Source organism: Plantactinospora siamensis (assembly GCF_042434095.1).
In the GTDB taxonomy this organism is placed as follows: Bacteria; Actinomycetota; Actinomycetes; order Mycobacteriales; family Micromonosporaceae; genus KBS50.
This window is the reverse complement of record NZ_JBHLUE010000020.1, coordinates 1-16,680: the sequence shown is the minus strand read 5'-3', so window position 1 is coordinate 16,680 and position 16,680 is coordinate 1. Positions and strand designations below refer to the sequence as shown.

Below are 16,680 nucleotides of genomic sequence, written 5' to 3'. Positions count from 1 at the left end.
CCGCCCGGTGTCACGTCGCGTGGTCCGGGACGACCCGTCCGCCGTGCCGGGCGCCCTCGGCGCCGGCGTCCCGGCCGAGCCCACCGGACCCTCGACGGTACGTGGCGTTGCGGCGGCGTAGCACCGCGGCGGCCAGCCCGGCCGAGAGCGCGGAGCCGAGCAGCACGGCGGCCTTGGCGTGTTCGTCCTGTTCCGTGCCGACGCCGAAGGCCAGGCCGCCGAGCAGAAGCGCGACGGTGAAGCCGATCCCGCCGAGCAGCGCCACGCCGAACAGGTCGGCCCAGCTGAGGTCCTCGTCCAGTTCCGCGCGGGTCCACCGGGCCACCAGGTAGGTCGAGCCGAACAGCCCGGCCGCCTTGCCGAGCACGAGGCCGGCCACGATCCCGAGCGTCACCGGGTCGCCGAGCAGCCGTCCGGGATCGACCCCGCGCAGCGACACGCCGGCGGCGAAGAACGCGAACACCGGCACGGCCACGCCCGCCGAGATCGGCCGCCACCGGTGCTCCAACCGCTCGGCCGGCCCCGGCTGGCCTCCGGCGCGTCCCCGCACCGGAACCACGAACCCGAGCAGCACTCCGGCCACGGTCGCGTGCACGCCGGAGGCGTGCACGAACGCCCAGGCCAGCAGGCCCAGCGGCAGCAGGGCCCACCAGTGGGTCCGGCCGGCGCGCAGCAGCAGCGCGAACGCGGCGATCGGTACGACGGCGGCCAGCAGCGGCAGCGGGCTCAGGTGCTCGGTGTAGAACACGGCGATGATGACGATGGCGAACAGGTCGTCCATCACCGCCATGGTGAGCAGGAAGGCCCGCAGCCCCTGCGGCAGGTGCGAGTTCACCAGGGCCAGCACCGCCAGCGCGAAGGCGATGTCGGTGGCGGTCGGCACGGCCCAGCCCTGCGGAGCGCCCCGCGCGGTGGACAGGTTGATCCCGGTGTAGATCAGCGCCGGGACGAGCATTCCGCCGACGGCGGCGACCATGGGCAGCACCGCCTGGCGCGGGTTGCGCAGGTCGCCGGCGACCAGCTCCCGCTTGAGTTCGAGCCCCACCACGAAGAAGAAGATCGCCAGCAGCCCGTCGGCCGCCCAGGCCGACAGCGTCAGGTCGAGGTGCAGGGCGTGGCCGCCGGGCCACGGGACGTGCCGGGCCAGCCGGAGGTACGAGTCGGACCAGGGCGTGTTGGCCCAGCCGAGCGCGATGGCGGCACCGGCCAGCAGGAGCGCGCCGCCAACCGTCTCGGTGCGCAGCACGGCGGCCAGGTACCGGGCCTCCGGCCAGGACGATGACGCGAAGAGGCGGCGCGCGCGGGTGCGGCGCGGGGGTGGTGTCACCAGGTGGCTCCAGGGATCGCGGGTCGGTCGTTTCGTCTCGCCGACCAGGCTTCCCGGCACACCAGTGACCAGGCTACCAGGGCCGGAGCGGGCATCCTCCCTTGATCAAGTTAGGTGCCACGCCCGGATCGCGGCGAATGCGGTAACTGCCCGCATCTGATCCTCTACATTCGGTTAAAGCTCCGTCCGGCCCACCGGCTCCGGTTCCGGCTGCACCAATTCGGGCCGATCGAGCGACCTTTTGGCGCCCGCCGGAGTTAGTCGGCTACAGAGGGGAGGACTAGGCTTCATGAACTTGCAGAGCCAGCTGCGCCTGGTGCGCCGGCGGTGGTGGATCGTTCTCATCTCGATCATCATCGCGCTCGGTCTCGCCGGCCTCGTGACGGTGCGGACCGCACCGAAGTACGCCGCGACCACGACCTACTTCGTGCTGTCTCCGAACGAGCAGGGAATCGTTGGCGCCTACCAGGGCAGCCTCTTCCTGCAACAGCGCGTGAAGTCGTACTCGGACCTGCTCACCAGCGACCGCCTGGCCCAGTCGGTCGCCGCGGAGGGCGACCTCGGGCTCACGGCCCGGGAGATCCAGGCCCGGATCACGGCGAAGCCGCGTACCGACACGGTGCTGCTGGACTCCACCATCACGGACACCGACCAGGCGCGGTGCCTCCGGCTCGCCGAGGCCGTCTCGACGGAGTTCCGCAAGCTCGTGACGGACATCGAGACCCGGCCGGGCGACAAGGATCCGCTGGTCAAGCTGGAAGTGGTGAACGGTCCTCGGGTCAGCCCCGGTCCGGTGTCGCCGCGGCCGGCGCGCAACCTCGGCCTCGGTGGCCTGCTGGGCCTGATCGTCGGTGTCGGGATCGCGCTGCTGCGCGGCATGTCCGACTCCGCGGTCCGGGACGGTGGCACGCTCGCGCGGCTCACCGGCGCCCCGCTGCTGGCACAGATCCCGTACGACCGGGAGATCCGCCGGTCGCGGCTGATCACCGGCGGCGCCGGCCGCTCACCGCGGGCCGAGTCGATGCGCAATCTGCGGACCAACCTGCGCTTCGTGGACCTGCAGGAGCCGGCCCGGGTGATCGCGGTGACCAGCGCCGTGAAGGGTGAGGGCAAGTCCACCACCGCGTGCAACCTGGCCATCGCGCTCGTCGAGGCGGGCTGGCGAGTGCTGCTCGTGGACGCCGACCTGCGCCGCCCCCAGGTCGCCGACTATCTCGGCCTGGATGGCGGGACGGGGCTGACCAACGTGCTGCTCGGCGAGGCCGAGCTGGGCGCCACGCTCCAGTCCTGGCGCGACACGTCCCTGCTCGTCCTGCCGGCCGGGACGATCCCGCCCAACCCCAGCGAACTGCTCGGGTCCAAGGCCATGGCCGACCTGCTCGGGGTCGTGCGGGATCTCGCCGACATCGTTGTGATCGACACGGCGCCGCTGCTCGCGGTCACCGACGGGGTCGTGGTGTCGGTGCAGGTCGACGGGGCGTTGCTGGTCACCCGGCAGGGCCGTACGCAGGCGGACCAGCTCACCGCCGCGGTCGAGGCGCTGCGCCGGGTCGATGCCCGGCTGCTGGGCTGTGCGCTCAACATGACCAAGATGAGCCGGGACACCACCGCGGAGTACTACGCCTACCGCAGCGGCGGCTCCGGCAGCCGGCACGGACTGCGCGACGGATCAAGGACGGCCGCGCTGACCCAGGCCGCGCCGGCCCAGGCCGCGCCGGCGCAGGCGGGGCCGAGCGAGGCCGCGGCCGCGCCGTCGGCCGGCGACGCCACCGCGGAGATCGACCGGATTCCGCGATGAAGATCGGCATCCTGAGCTACGTCTATCCGCCGGAACCGGCGTTCATCCCCGGCAGCCTGGCCGAGGAGCTGGCCGAGCGCGGCCACGAGGTGCGGGTGCTCACCGGCTTTCCGGTCGATCCCACCGGCCGGCTCTACCCCGGCTACCACCAGCGCTGGGGGGAGGAGAGCACCAGCGGCGGCCTCACCGTCCGGCGCGTACCACGACTGCCGAGCCACGACGGCTCCTCCATCCGGCGGATGGCCAGCTACCTCAGCTTCGCCGCCGCCACCTCGATGACCGCGCCGCGATACCTGGCCGGCATCGACGCGCTGTACGTCTACGACGCGCCGGCCACGGCGATGGCGGCCGGCGCCCTGCTGCGGCTGATCCGTCGGGTGCCCACGGTGCTGCACGTGCAGGACGTATGGCCGCGCGTCGCGCCCACCCCACCGGTGAGTGTCGGCGGGGCCAGCGGGCGGCTGCTGTTCGGCGGTCTGGCCGGCGCCCTGCGCCGGGTCTACGAGACCGTGCACGGCATCGCGGTGAGCGCGCCGTCCATGCGCGACCTGCTGGTGTGCCGGGGCGCCCATCCGGACCGGGTGCGGCTGGTCCTCAACTGGACCGACGAGCGCATCTTCGCGCCGGCTCTGCCGAGCCGGGAGGCGCGGGCGGCGATCGGGCACCGGGACCGGTGCACCGTCATGCACGCCGGGACGATCGGGCCGAACCAGCGGGTGGAGACCGCCATCAGGGCGGCCGCCGACGCGCGGTCCATGCTGGATCTCGTGCTGGTCGGCTCCGGTCCGGGGGAGAAACAGGCCCGCCGGCTCGTCGCGGACCTGGGGGCCACCAACGTCCGGTTCATCGGTCAGCGTCCGGCCGGGGAAATGGCCGCGCTCTATCACGCCGCCGACTATCAGCTGGTGCTCATGCGGGACGCCCCGGTGCTGCGCGGGATGGTGCCCGCCAAGCTTCAGGCGGCCCTGTCGAGCGGTTCGCCGGTGGTGGCCTCCGCCAACGGGGACACGGCGGACTTCGTGGAAACGGCGCGGGCTGGGCTGTCCTGCGCGCCGGAGGACTGGCGTGCGTTGGCCGATCGGTTCGCCCTGGCCGCCGCCATCCCCTCCGGGGCCCGGACCCAGATGGGTCAACGCGCCCGGGAGAGCTACCTACGGCGGATGTCGCTGCGGGCCGGGGTGGATCAGATCGAGCAGATGTTGGCCGAGGCGGCCGCGGTCCGATAGCGGTTTGGGCACTTTAGGCCCTTTCGCGTGTCAACATGCTCCTAGTCGGCATCAGACAACTAATCGGCGTGCTATACAGATTCGGAGGTAATAGCACGTAAGACCGAATTAGTTGATCTGGGGGTTATTCGCCGGTGATTGCCGTGAGGAGCCTGGTCCGACCGGTCAGGGGATGGCGACGCCGGGCATCGTTCCGGCGGACCCTCCTGACGGCGCTGGTGGTGGGCGCGCTTCTCCTGCTCACGGCCGGTTGGGTGGGCGGCCGGGTGTGGCAGACCCGCGGTCACCTGACCAACGCCGTCGGACTGGCCCGCGCCCTCGCCGAGCAGATCGCCGCGGAGAACGTTCCCCAGGCCCGGCGCACCCTCGACGCGTTGCAGCAGCAGGCAGCGGCGGCACGGACAAGCTCCACCGACCCGGTGTGGTGGGCGGCGGCCCATACCCCGTACGCCGGCAACAACCTGGCCGCCACCCACGAGATTGCCGCGGCGGTCGACGACATCGCCCGGCAGGTGTTTCCCCGGTTGCTGGCCGTGGACGTGGCCTCGCTGGCCCCCCGGAACGGCCGGATCGACCCGTCGGCGCTGCGCCGGGCGAGCGCCCCGCTGGGCGAGGCCGACGTGGCCGCGCAGCGCGTCCGGGCCGCCTTCAACCCGCCGACCGCCCACCTGGTGCGGCCGGTCGGCGACGCCGTCGGCCAGCTGCGGAGCACGCTCGACCAGCTGGCCCGGCTCACCTCCGCGGCCCATCGCGCCGGCACGCTGCTGCCGCGGCTGCTCGGCGGCGCGGGGCAGCGCAGCTACCTGCTGGCCTTCCAGAACCCCGCCGAGCTGCGGGCCACCGGCGGGATGATTGGCGCGTACGCGGTGATCCGGGTGGCGAACGGCCGGATCCGGATCACGGACCAGGGCAGCGCGACCGGAATGGGGCTGTTCGCCCTTCCGGTGGACCGGGACCTGCGCAACCTGTACGGCGACCTGCCCGGCATCTATGCGGCCGACGTGAACCTCAGCCCCGACTTCTCCGCAGCGGCCGCGCGCTACCGCGAGATGTACCGGCTGCGCACCGGGGAGTCGGTGGACGGCGTGCTGGCCACCGACCCGGTGGCGCTGGCCTATCTTCTCCGCGCCGTCGGCCCGGTGACCGTGCCGGGCGGCGGGACGCTGACCAGCGCCACCGCCGTGCGGACGCTGCTCGCCGACGTCTACCGCCGGGCCACCCCGGTCCAGCAGGACGAGTACTACGCCCGCTCCGCCAAGGCCGTGTTCGACGCGCTGCTCACCCGTCCGGTGAATCTGCCGGCGGTGGCCACGGCGCTCGGCAGCGTCCTGGCCGAGCGGCGGCTGCTGTTCTGGAGCGCACATCCGGACGAGCAGGCCGAGGTGGTGGACACCCGGCTGGGCGGCGTCCTGCCCGACCAGGAGACCCGGCCGACCGTCGGCGTCTTCCTCAACGACGGCACCGGCGCCAAGCTCGGCTACTACCTGGTGGGCACGGCGAAGCTGACGGCCGGCGCCTGCGAGCCGGGCGGCCGGCGGGAGTACGCCGTACGGGTCACCCTCGCCTCGACCGCGCCGCACACCGGATTGTCCGAGTCGGTCCTCGGCTTCGGATTCACGAAGGCCTCGGCCATCCCCGGCTACACCGCCCGCACCCTGGTGGCCGTCTACAGCCCGGCGGGCGGCAGCGTGCTCTCGGCCGCGCTGGACGGCCGACGCGTCGCGATCGGCAGCGGGCGGGAACGTCGCCGCCAAGTCGGCATCGCCGCCGTGGACCTGCGGCCCGGCCAGTCCCGGACCCTGGAGGTCACCGTCTCCGCCCCACCCACCGCCACCGGTAGGCCCGACCTCTGGCTCACCCCGGGCGTCACGCCGTGGACCACCTCGATCAGTTCCGCGCCACCATGCAACCAGTGAAGAAAGGATCTGCCATGCGGCTTTCCCGCATCATGATCGCGATCACCGCCGGGGTCGCCCTCTGGGGTGTCCCGACCGCGGCGGGGGCTGCTCAGCCTTTCACGCCGCAGCCCAGCGAGCCGACGCCGACGACGCCGCCGGCCACCGTCACGCCGCAGCCGCCGGCGTACCCGCCCACCGAGCCGTCGCTGACCAGCCCGGACCCGACCGTCCTCGCCGGTGACCCGGTGACCATCGTGGGCAACAACTTCGGCGCCAACGAGCTGGTGCGGCTGACCTTCTCGGTGCTGCCCACCGCGGCCGGTCCGGCCGGTCCGGCCGCTCCGGCCGTGGCGCCGGCCCCGCCGGCCAACGGCGGCGTGGGCGCGATGGCGCCGCTGGCAGACGGGCCCGGCGACGGGCGCCACTCGCCGTGGCCCTGGCCGACGCGGACGCACCACTCGCCGTCCCCGTCGCCGACCAACACCGGCGACGGTGGCTACTGCCGGGGCTCCCACCGGCTGCCGCGGCCCATCACCGTGCGGGCCGACGGCGACGGTCACTTCACCACGGTGGTCCGGATCTGCCGGACCGGCAGCATCCAGGTCACCGCGACCGGGCTGCGGACCGGTGACACCGCCAGCCTGGTGCTGACCATCTTCCCGCGCGGCGCCGGCTCCGGCTCCCCGTTGCCGGTCACCGGCGGCAGCATCGTGCCGCAGCTCACCTTCGGGGTCGCGGCGGTGGTGCTCGGCGCGCTGTTGATTCTGCTGACCGTCGTGCTGCGACGCCGGCGGGGCCGGACGGGCGCCCGGGTCGGCTGACGCCTTCCCTGCGCCGACATCCAGACGCCGGGCCCGGCCCACCGACAATGGTGGGTCGGGCCGGGCGTCGGCGCGCCCGCGGCCGGACGCTCAAGGGCAGGCCGGGAAGAGCCGCCGGGTGCCGCCGCCCGCGGCGTACGCGGCGGGATCGCTGAACCGGCAGCCGTACCCGGCGGACGCCACCACCCGCGGGTCGGACACGTCGTCGCCGGCGGGCCGGATGCCGTCCCGTACCCATCGGGCCAGGTCGTCCCACGCGGCGCCCACCTCGGCGGGGCTGAACTCGCAGTGCTGCGCGGCCCGGACGGCGCGTTGCACCAGGAACCGGCCCTGCCGGTTGCGGATGACGTCGGCGCGGTAGTCCTGCTCCATCCCGAACGGCACGAACAGGTCGCCCAGGTCGTGCAGGGACAGCACGGGAGCGCCCGGCCGGCCGGAGATCCGCGGCACCTGGGTGAGCCCCGGGGACAGCCGCTGCCACAGGTTCTCCGGGAGCACCCGGCGCACCGTGGCGTTCACCGGCGCCGGGGCGTCCGGGCGATACCGGGTGAGCACGTTGGTGGCCAACTGCCCCGGCCGCTGCGCGGGTGAGTCGCCGCCGTCGGTGGTGGCGATCGAGAACAGGAAGTCCTTCCACACCGCGAACGCCGCCTCCGCGCCGGGGCGCGGTCCGCCGGACCGGTTGATGGTGATTGCCCGCAGCTGCCGGCCGCGGTCGGTGGTGGTGTCCGGGCCGCCCGGCGTCAGGCCGGCGAGCCCGAGCGTGCGCTCGATCCCTGGTACGACCGCGGTCATGTAGTCGGCCGGCAGGGGATAGGCGGACACGCCCGCGAGGTCCTGCGCCACCAGGTTGTAGTCGAGGTAGAAGTCGAGCAGGCGCTGGTCGCCGAGGACCCCGCACATCGGCAGGGCGCCGGCGTAGAAGCCGGGGTACTCCTCCAGCGACCGGCCGATGACGTACCCGCCCATCGAGACGCCCGCGAGCAGGACCCGGTGCGGCCGGCCCACCGCGCGGCCGAAGACGCCGGCGAGGTCTTGGGTGCCGAGCACTCCGGCCCGGATGTCGAAGCCGTTGTCGTAGTACGACGAGGACGCCCAGGCGTACCCCTGGTTGAGCAGTCGCTGGCGCAGGTCGAAGCCCGGCGCCTCCGGGGAGAGGACCGTGCCCAGGCCGCGGTAGCCGTGCGCCCACAGCACCAGGTCGCCGTTCCAGCGCGGCGGGACCTCGATGAGGTAGCCGGCGTGCGCGTGCACCCCGCTGCGCACGCTGCTCGGCCGGCCGTCCACGACGGCCGGCGCCAGCGGCGGAATGCTGACGGTGTAGCCGGGCAGCGGCTGGTCGCCGGCGTCACCGGGGTCGGCCGCCGCCGGCATCGGCAGCCCGAGTGCGAGGATCAGGCCGGTTCCGGCCGCGACCAGGCGCGACCGGCGCACGGCCGCGGCGACGAGCCGGCGGAGCGGGTGGCTGGGCTGGTTGCGCATCGGTACGTCCCCTCCGCCGCCGGGATGGGGTCGGCCCGACGCCTACCTACCGGCCGGTAGCTGATCGCAACGTAGGACCGGCCGCCGACGCGTGTCAATGGGCTGACTGACCGCTCAACCACCCGGTGCCCGGCGGCCGGGGATCGCCCGGCCGGTCCCCGCGACCCGGATCGCCGGCGGATCCCCGCGCGTATCGCCCGGCCGGTCCCCGCGACCCGGATCGCCGGGCGATACCGGCGGGCGCTCCCGGGACCCAGGTGTACGCCGACCGGAACCGGGGTATGGGTCGCCCCGACATAGGGGAGGGCGGATGGACGATCCGGCGTACCACCGGGCCGGCTGGTCGATGATTGCCGGCGGTGACGTGCGGACCAGGGATCTGGTCCGAGGCGCGTTGCGGGACGGGCGCACCACGGACGCGCGCGTCGACGTCCTGCTCCGGGAGTGGCTGCACCGGTGGCGGTTGCGCCGCTGGCTGCTGCTGGTCTCGGCCGCGGTGGCCGTGGGAGTGGCGGTCTGGACCGACGACCCGGGGCTGGGCGCGGTGCTGGCCGCCGGCGGCGCCTGCATGCTGTTGGCCGCGCTGGTCGCCGAGCGGACCGCCCGCCGGTTGCGCGGCTACCGCGGCATGGTGGCCGAGGAGTCGCCCGCCTGACCGGCGTTAGGAAGGGCCCCTTGTTATACAAAAAGCGATAACAAGGGGCCCTTCCTTTCATCTCAGGCGAAGACCGGGACGCCCTCCCGGACGAGCCGCCAGTTGGGCTCGAAGAAGTCCTTCGGGTCGATGACGCCCTTGGCCTGCGCCCAGTCGATCAGCAGCTGGCGGATCTCCTGCTGCTGGTTGTAGATCTGGGTCTTTACGATGCCCGGGAAGTTGCCGCCGCCGCTGCGCCGGTAGTTGTTCACCGCCACCACGAACTGCTCGTCGGCCCCGACCGGCGTGTCGGTGCCCGGGTGGGTCAGCCTGGTGATCCGCTGGCCCACCGGCTTGCTGATGTCGATGTCGTAGTCGACCCCGGACATGGTGTCGTAGTTGTAGTCCGGAACGTTCTCGTCCTTGATGTGCTGCGGGTCGACCGGCACACCGGGGGCGAAGGTCAGGTAGAACTTGGCCGAGTACTCCAGGTACGCCTTCACCTCGGCGCCGCTGAGCACGACCGCCTCGAGGGTGTTGTCGTAGATGTAGAGCCCGGCCACGTCCTTGATCTTCACCTGGCCGGCCGGGAACACGGCGTCCCGGCTGAACGGCGCGGCGATCGACAGCACCGGCAGGTTGCCGTACTGGCCGCCGGCCAGGGCCGCGCTGACCGTGTCGGTCTGCACCTTGTTGATGTAGTCGAGGATCGGGGTGTCCTTGTAGAAGGACTCCGCGGCGGCCAGCTCGGTCACCGAGGTGGCCACCACCTGGTTGACGTACGCGACGGTCTTGTTGTGCTGAGCGCGCACCGCGGCCACCACCCGCGGGTCCTCGACCACGGTGTTGGTGTTCAGCATCGTGGCGTGCTTGTCGGTGACCTTCCACCGGCCGCCCTCGCGGCTCAGCGTGAAGTCCATCCTGGTCAGCCGCTCGCCCCACTTGGACGGCTCCGAGGTGAGCACCTGCTCGCCGGTCTCGGTGTTGACGACGAACTTCTCCGCGATCTCCAGGTGCGCGTGCCCGAACAGGATCGCGTCGATGCCCGGCACCTGCTGGGCGATCAGCGCCGTCGGGTTCTCGATCGGCAGCTCCGAGCCGTAGCTGGAGGTGCCGCTGTCGCCGCCGTGCGCCGACAGCACCACGATGTCGGCGCCGCGGGCGCGCATGATCGGCACGTACTTGGCCGCCGTGGCGATCATGTCGTCGAACCGCAGCTTGCCCTCGACGTTGCCCTTGTCCCAGATGGCCACGCCCGGGTTGGTCAGGCCGAGGATGCCGACCCGCAGGCGGGGGGCGCCGAAGCCCAGGTCGACATCCTTGATGACGTACGGCAGGAAGGCCGGCTTGCCGGTGGCCGCGTTGATGGCGTTCGCGGCCAGCGCCGGGAAGCCGAGCTGACGGATCCACAGGTCCAGCAGCGGCAGGCCGTAGTTGAACTCGTGGTTGCCCAGCGTGACGGCGTCGTAGTCGATGACGTTCATGGCCCGGGCCATCGGGTGCCGCTCGCCGGTCTGGGTGATCGGCTCCTGCTTGGCGTAGTACGTCGTCAGCGGCGTGCCCTGGATGGTGTCGCCGGCGTCCAGCACCAGCGTGCCCTTGTGGTGCCGCTCGGCGCGGATCTGCTTGATCAGCGTGGCCACCTTGGCCAGGCCGACGTCGTTGTGCTTGGCGTCGTCGAACTCGGCGTCCTTGTAGTAGTCCCAGTTGTAGACGTTGCCGTGGGTGTCCGAGGTGCCGAGCACCGTGAGGGTCCAGGTGCGCGGTCCGGACGGCCGGTGCGCCTCGGCCGGGCCGGCGGCCATCAGCGGGGCGGTCGCGGCGGCGGCCGCGACGGCGAGCATCTGGCGGCGGGAGGTGCCGGAGGGTGTGGTCATGAGGAGCCTTTCGGGACGGGTCACGGCGCCTCGTGGGCACCGCACGGCACCCTAACCAGCAACGCCGGGGGAGGGAAGACCACCCCGGCGCGGTTGGCCGCCCGTTGGGCCGGCGGCCATCCGCCGGTTACGGGATGCTGGCGTACGACCGGCCGCCCGGGCTCGCGGTCCGCCGCCGGGCGGCGCCGCGCCGTCCACCGGAGGTACGACCGTTGTCCCACACCTGGTCCCGACTTCTCGTCGAACAGTTGGACTTCTACTGGCAGGCTCACCTGTGGCCGCGACTGACCGGCCTCACCGACTCCGAGTACGCCTGGGAACCGGCCCCCCGCTCCGCCTCCGTACGACGCGGCCCGGACGGGACGCACGCGCTGGAGGAGGCGCCGCCGGGCGGAGTCCCCACCATCGCCTGGCGGCTGGCTCACATCGGCGCGCACAATCTCGCCACCCGGGCCGCTACCTTCTTCGGGGAAAACCCGTCCGGCGCCGACATGTTCGACCCCCGACACGTGCCGGTTCTCCCGGGCGGCGCTGCCGGAGCGCTGGACCTGCTGGAGTCGTCATTCCGGCGTTGGCAGGGGGGCGTGGCCGGCCTCGACGACGCCCGGCTCGCCGCGCCGGTCGGACCGCTGGGCGGCCCGTACGCCGACGAGCCGATGGCCGCGCTGGTGCTGCACGTCGCCCGGGAGACCATGCACCACGGCGGCGAGATCTGCCTACTCCGCGACCTCTACGCCGCGCGCTGACGACACCGGCGCGGTCCTCGCTGCGGCCGTCCGTCAGATGTTCATCCGGCGGTCACCCGCGATCCGGTGTCCGGGCCGCGGCGCCGGGAGACCTTCGGGACCTGACCCCTCACGCTCAGGAGGAGACGATGGACCTCATCGTCATCGCGGTCATCGTGACCGCGCTGGCCTTCGACTTCACCAACGGCTTCCACGACACCGCGAACGCCATGGCGACCTCGATCGCTACTGGCGCCCTGCGGCCCCGGGTGGCGGTGGCCATCTCGGCCGTGCTCAACCTGGTCGGCGCGTTCATCTCGGTTCAGGTGGCCAAGACGATCTCCAGCGGGATCGTCGACGAGAAGGCCATCACGCCGGCGGTCATCTTCGGCGGCCTCGTCGGCGCCATCCTGTGGAACCTGGTGACCTGGCTGCTCGGCCTGCCGTCGAGTTCGTCGCACGCGCTGTTCGGCGGGCTCATCGGGGCCACCTGGATCGCCGCCGGCGCCGACGCCGTGCACTTCACCACCGTGGTGGAGAAGGTGCTCATCCCGGCCGTGGCCTCGCCGCTGATCGCCGGCCTGGTGGCGCTGGTCGGCACCTTCCTGGTCTACCGCATCACCCGCGGGGCCGGGCAGCGCGGCGTCAAGTCCGGCTTCCGGCACGGGCAGACTGTGTCGGCCTCGCTGGTCTCGCTCGCGCACGGCACCAACGACGCGCAGAAGACCATGGGCGTGATCACCCTGACCCTGATCGCCGCCGGCTCGCTGCCGGCCGGGTCCCGTCCGCCGCTGTGGGTCATCCTCACCGCCGGGCTCTCGATCGCGGCCGGGACCTTCATCGGCGGGTGGCGGATCATCCGTACCGTCGGGCACCGGCTGACCAGGGTCGAGCCGCAGCAGGGCTTCGCGGCCGAGGCCAGCGCGGCCACCGTCATCCTCGCCTCGTCGCACCTGGGCTACGCCCTGTCCACCACGCACGTCACCTCCGGCGCCGTGCTCGGCAGCGGGGTGGGCAAGCGGCTGGCCGAGGTGCGCTGGGGCGTGGCCGGTCAGATGGTGCTCGCCTGGCTGGTCACCCTGCCCGCCGCGGCGCTGGTCGGCGCGCTGGCCAGCCGGCTCGCCCTCACCGGCACGCTGGGAACCGTGATCGTGGCCGTGGTCGCCGCGGCCGCCGCGGCGACCATCTATCTGATGAGCCGCCGCAACGCCGTGCACGCCGGCAACGTCAACGACGACGCCGAGTCGCCCGCCACCCACCGCCCGACCCCGGTCCCCGCCTGAGCCGGCCGGCCCACCGAAAGGAGATCGTCATGCACATCGCCTGGGGCGACCTCGGCCTGGTGGCCGTCGTCGGACTGGTGCTCGGCGCGGGCCTGGTGGCGCTGTTCGCCGTCGGTGTCCGGGCCATTGCTCCCGCGGCCCCCGCCGGGGCGGCCGGGATGGACGCCGATGGCGACGGCCGGACCGAGGAGACCGTCGCACCGTCGGCCGCCGCCCGCGGGCTGGCCGGGCTCTGCTTCCTGATCTGCGCCGTCGCCATCGGGTACGGCATCTACACGCTCTTGTGAGATCGACCGGTCGTGGCGGTCGCCGCGTCCCGGGGAGGCATCCCCACCAGGGCATACTTCCCCGGGACGCCGGGCCGGGGTTCCCGCCCGGGCCGTCGGGCGGGTTCTCCCCGGCGCACGATCCGATCAGCGGTAGACGTGCACCGGGTAGCCGACCTTGAGGATCCCCCAGAGGCGGTTCATGGCCGGGATCGGCACCCGGACGCACCCGTGGCTGGCCGGGTAGTTGGGCACCGAGGTGGCGCCGTGTACGGCGTACCCGCCGGTGAAGTAGTTCGGCCGCCACAGCAGGCCGAGCGCGCTCTGCCGCCAGCCGTCGATCCGGCGGGTGACGTGATAGTTGCCGGTCGGGGTGGGGGTGCTGGACTTTCCCGAGGAGGCGTCCAGGATGCGCACCACCGCTCCGTTGCGGGTCAGGTAGAGCACCTGCCGGCTGAGGTTGGCCTCCATTGCGTACCCGGAGTGCTGGTACCGCGGCTTCGGCATGGTCGGATGGTCGAGCGCCGCCCAGGTGCGGGGGCCCACGATGCCGTCCCGGCCGAGGCCGTTGACCTTCTGGAACGCCACCACGGCGTGGAACGTGGACGCTCCGAACGTACCGTCCGCGCCGCCGGTGTCGTAGTGCAGCGCCGCGAGCCGCTGCTGCAGGCTCACCACGGCCGCGCCCTTGGCGCCCTGCCGCAGCGTCGGCCGGGCCGCCGCCGCGTACGCGGCCTTGGCCGTGGTGGGCGCGATCAGGCTGGCGGCCTGCGCGGCCACCGGGTTCGCGGCGCTGACCGGTCCGCCGGCCCAGGCGGGCACGGCGGGCGCCAGCAGGGCGCCGCCGGCCGCGAGCGCGACGGCCCGGTATCGCCACCCGGGTGGGCTCGCGGAGTTTCTGACCTTGGATCCCATCGGTCCTCCCCTCAGGACTACCAGAAACATGAACGGTAGTCCTGTTCGGCAATTCGTGGCCGACTCCCGTGCTCCGGCGCTGTTCGTGCGGCGCGTCCGGTCCGGGCCGCGCGACTACGGCGCGTCCGGTCCGGGCCGCGCGACTACGGCGCGTCCGGTCCGGGCCGCGACTACGGCGCGTCCGGTCCGGCATTCGGGCCGGCCGGCGGTGCTCGGCCCCGCTCCCGCGCCGCCGGGGCGGCCGTATTCGGGGCGGCCGGCCGGGATGTCCGGTCCCCCGGTGACGGGCGGCACCCGGTACGCGGAATGGTCGCGCGCAGCCGGTCGTTACACATCCGTACGGCCGATGGCTTGCCCCTGCTGGGCAGCGAAAACGGCGCACCGCCCGGAATGCGGCGGGGCCCGCGGTCGTTACACACGGTCCCGGCCGGTGCAGCACCCCCGCTCCCGAGGCCGGCCGAATCCCCCGAGCGCCCACGAGCTGGTGCTCACGCCGCGTGCCACCTCCGCGGTCGCGGCGTCCACCCCCGATTGGAGCTTGGACATGAACACGATCATGCGTAAGGGCATCAACCTGAACACGGTCGTCCGCAAGGGCATCAGCCTGGACATGAACACGGTCATGCGCAAGGGCATGCTGGCCGCGATCGGCCTGACCTTCGCCGGTGCGATGGCCGCCGGTGGCCACGGCGCCGCCACGGCCAGCACGACGTCGGCGCCCATCATGAAGCCGGTCGCCGTGGTGCAGAACGTGTCGGCGGACAAGTCGGCGCCCGACACGGCCACGCTGATCCCGCACGGCACCCAGGGTCCGCAGTCGCGGATCGACCTGAGCAACGAGCAGAAGGCCAACGCCAAGGCCATCGTCGAGGCCACCAAGAAGGACGGCCTGGACGAGCGGGCGGCGGTCATCGCGGTGGCCACGTCGATGCAGGAGTCCAAGTTGGAGAACCTGGGCCACCTGGGCGACGCCAACGACCACGACTCGCTGGGCCTGTTCCAGCAGCGTCCGTCCTCGGGCTGGGGCTCGCCGGACCAGATCACCGACCCGCAGTACGCCACCACGGCGTTCCTGAACGGCCTGAAGAACGTGGGCGGCTGGCACGACATGCCGCTGACCGCGGCGGCCCAGGCGGTGCAGGTGTCGGCCTACCCGGACGCCTACGCCCAGTGGGAGTCCCAGGCCGCCGACCTGGTGGCGCAGTACTGGAACAGCTGACCCGAAAGGAAGGGCCCCCTGTTATCGCTTTTTGCATAGCAGGGGGCCCTTCTTAACATCCGGACGAACCGCTGGCCGGGCCCCGCGTACCGATGGGGCCCGGCCAGCGGCGTCCGCGCCTCCGGTCTGCGCCCGCAACGACGCGGCCGAGGCGGACGGCTCACCGCCGGGCTGCTGGCATCCGCCGACCCACCCGACGCGATCGCCGGGATGAGCGACCAGCAGGCCGCCGCCGTCGGACGGCCCGGACGGCCCGGACGGCCTGGACGGCCCGGACGGCCTGGACGGCCCGGACGGCCCGGACGGCCCAGACGGCCCGACCGGGGCCGCGAGTTCGAACTCACCGCCGTGGCGCATTCGCTGCGCGATCAGGGCGCCGCCTGCGCGTACGGCGCGTTCGGTCAGGATCCGGCGTACCCGGGGCGATTCGTGGTCGGTGGTCGGTCGGAGCAGCACCGGGCGCCGAGTCCGAGCCGAGCCGGCCCGCCCGTCCTCGGCCGCAAGCCGACTCTGGGTTGATCGTGGATTTCTGTACCGGCTGTAGGCGGTACAGAAATCCACGATCAACAGGGCGTTCGGGTGCGGGCGGGTCGGGTGTCGGGTTTGGGGTTGGTTGGGTGGTGGCCTGTGGTGGCCGGCACTCGGGGGCTGCCCGGTTTGTCGGGTTGGCTGGAATCGGTGTGGGGGCCCGGACGTTGTATCGGGTCCACGGCCGTAGTACCCGCCGAGCGCCCCGCGCCTCGGGCTTGTCGAACCCCCGCTGAGCCCTCCGCGGTGGCCGGCCCTCCCTCCGCGGTGGCCGGCCCTGACCCCCGGGTTGGGGAATGGTGGCGGGCGGGTCGTGGTTACACCCGGTCCGGATGACCGTAGGAGCGCCCCCCGCTGGGCCCCGGTCATCGTGCGGATCTTGATTTTCCGCCCGCGCCCACCCCCCGTGGTGTGCGGGGCTGGTTCTTCCCCCTCTTGTTCTTTTCGTGTCGTCGCGCGCGGTCCCCCCGTGATGCGTGCGTGACGGCCCAACCCCCTGAGGAGTTCTCATGAAGTCGACGTTGATGCGTAAGACGGTTCTGTCGGTTGCTGGTGTGGCGTTCGCCGGTGGTCTGGTCGCCGGCCCGGTCACGGGCGCGATGGCCGCCGACACTCACAGCGCCAAGCCCGCCGCCGCGGCGGTGCAGACGGTCTCGGCCGACAAGCCCGACGCGGGCAAGT

General features: G+C 72.9%; 13 protein-coding genes. 9 read left to right on the top strand and 4 right to left on the bottom strand.

The window, feature by feature from the left end:
- Positions 1–10: 10 nt before the first annotated feature.
- Positions 11–1,327, bottom strand: coding sequence for a Na+/H+ antiporter NhaA (gene nhaA / locus ACFFHU_RS24325; RefSeq protein ID WP_377342543.1), 1,317 nt, complete (start codon positions 1,325–1,327; stop codon positions 11–13).
- A gap of 289 nt (positions 1,328–1,616) precedes the next feature.
- Between nhaA and ACFFHU_RS24320 the strand changes: the two genes are divergently transcribed.
- From ACFFHU_RS24320 to ACFFHU_RS24305, 4 genes are all read left to right on the top strand, one after another.
- A complete protein-coding gene (locus tag ACFFHU_RS24320; protein ID WP_377342542.1) occupies positions 1,617–3,125 on the top strand; it encodes a tyrosine-protein kinase domain-containing protein in 1,509 nt (502 codons plus the stop codon).
- Entirely contained in the window at positions 3,122–4,351 is a 1,230-nt protein-coding gene (locus ACFFHU_RS24315; protein WP_377342541.1) for a glycosyltransferase family 4 protein, read from the top strand. Before ACFFHU_RS24320 ends, ACFFHU_RS24315 begins: the two co-directional genes overlap by 4 nt.
- Positions 4,352–4,572: 221 nt before the next feature.
- Entirely contained in the window at positions 4,573–6,267 is a 1,695-nt protein-coding gene (locus ACFFHU_RS24310) for a DUF4012 domain-containing protein (protein WP_377342540.1), read from the top strand.
- A gap of 14 nt (positions 6,268–6,281) precedes the next feature.
- Positions 6,282–7,070 (top strand): hypothetical protein, encoded by a 789-nt coding sequence (locus ACFFHU_RS24305; protein ID WP_377342539.1) that lies wholly within the window; start codon positions 6,282–6,284, stop codon positions 7,068–7,070.
- A 90-nt stretch (positions 7,071–7,160) separates the two neighbouring features.
- On the opposite strand, the gene ACFFHU_RS24300 is transcribed toward ACFFHU_RS24305, so the two are convergent.
- The gene (locus tag ACFFHU_RS24300) at positions 7,161–8,552 is read right to left on the bottom strand and encodes an alpha/beta hydrolase family protein (RefSeq protein ID WP_377342538.1); all 1,392 of its coding nucleotides are present in this window, start codon (positions 8,550–8,552) and stop codon (positions 7,161–7,163) included.
- A 310-nt stretch (positions 8,553–8,862) separates the two neighbouring features.
- On the opposite strand from ACFFHU_RS24300, the gene ACFFHU_RS24295 reads away from it, so the two are divergent.
- On the top strand, positions 8,863–9,207 hold the full coding sequence (locus ACFFHU_RS24295) for a hypothetical protein (RefSeq protein WP_377342537.1): 345 nt from the start codon (positions 8,863–8,865) through the stop codon (positions 9,205–9,207).
- Between the two features lie 62 nt (positions 9,208–9,269).
- On the opposite strand, the gene ACFFHU_RS24290 is transcribed toward ACFFHU_RS24295, so the two are convergent.
- Positions 9,270–11,063, bottom strand: a complete 1,794-nt coding sequence (locus ACFFHU_RS24290) for a bifunctional metallophosphatase/5'-nucleotidase (protein WP_377342536.1) — start codon at positions 11,061–11,063, stop codon at positions 9,270–9,272.
- A gap of 134 nt (positions 11,064–11,197) precedes the next feature.
- Between ACFFHU_RS24290 and ACFFHU_RS24285 the strand changes: the two genes are divergently transcribed.
- The 3 genes from ACFFHU_RS24285 to ACFFHU_RS24275 all read left to right on the top strand — a co-directional run bounded on the left by ACFFHU_RS24285 (position 11,198) and on the right by ACFFHU_RS24275 (position 13,358).
- Positions 11,198–11,809 carry a DinB family protein gene (locus ACFFHU_RS24285; RefSeq protein WP_377342534.1) on the top strand — a complete coding sequence of 204 codons (612 nt, stop codon included), beginning with the start codon at positions 11,198–11,200 and terminating at the stop codon, positions 11,807–11,809.
- A 128-nt stretch (positions 11,810–11,937) separates the two neighbouring features.
- Entirely contained in the window at positions 11,938–13,071 is a 1,134-nt protein-coding gene (locus ACFFHU_RS24280) for an inorganic phosphate transporter (RefSeq protein ID WP_377342533.1), read from the top strand.
- A gap of 29 nt (positions 13,072–13,100) precedes the next feature.
- Positions 13,101–13,358: a hypothetical protein gene (locus ACFFHU_RS24275; protein ID WP_377342532.1), complete on the top strand. Its 258-nt coding sequence runs from the start codon at positions 13,101–13,103 to the stop codon at positions 13,356–13,358.
- Between the two features lie 126 nt (positions 13,359–13,484).
- On the opposite strand, the gene ACFFHU_RS24270 is transcribed toward ACFFHU_RS24275, so the two are convergent.
- Complete coding sequence (locus ACFFHU_RS24270; RefSeq protein ID WP_377342531.1) at positions 13,485–14,252, bottom strand: L,D-transpeptidase family protein; 768 nt, start codon at positions 14,250–14,252, stop codon at positions 13,485–13,487.
- Positions 14,253–14,862: 610 nt separating this feature from the next.
- Between ACFFHU_RS24270 and ACFFHU_RS24265 the strand changes: the two genes are divergently transcribed.
- Positions 14,863–15,471, top strand: a complete 609-nt coding sequence (locus tag ACFFHU_RS24265; protein ID WP_377342628.1) for a hypothetical protein — start codon at positions 14,863–14,865, stop codon at positions 15,469–15,471.
- The last annotated feature ends 1,209 nt before the right edge of the window (positions 15,472–16,680 follow it).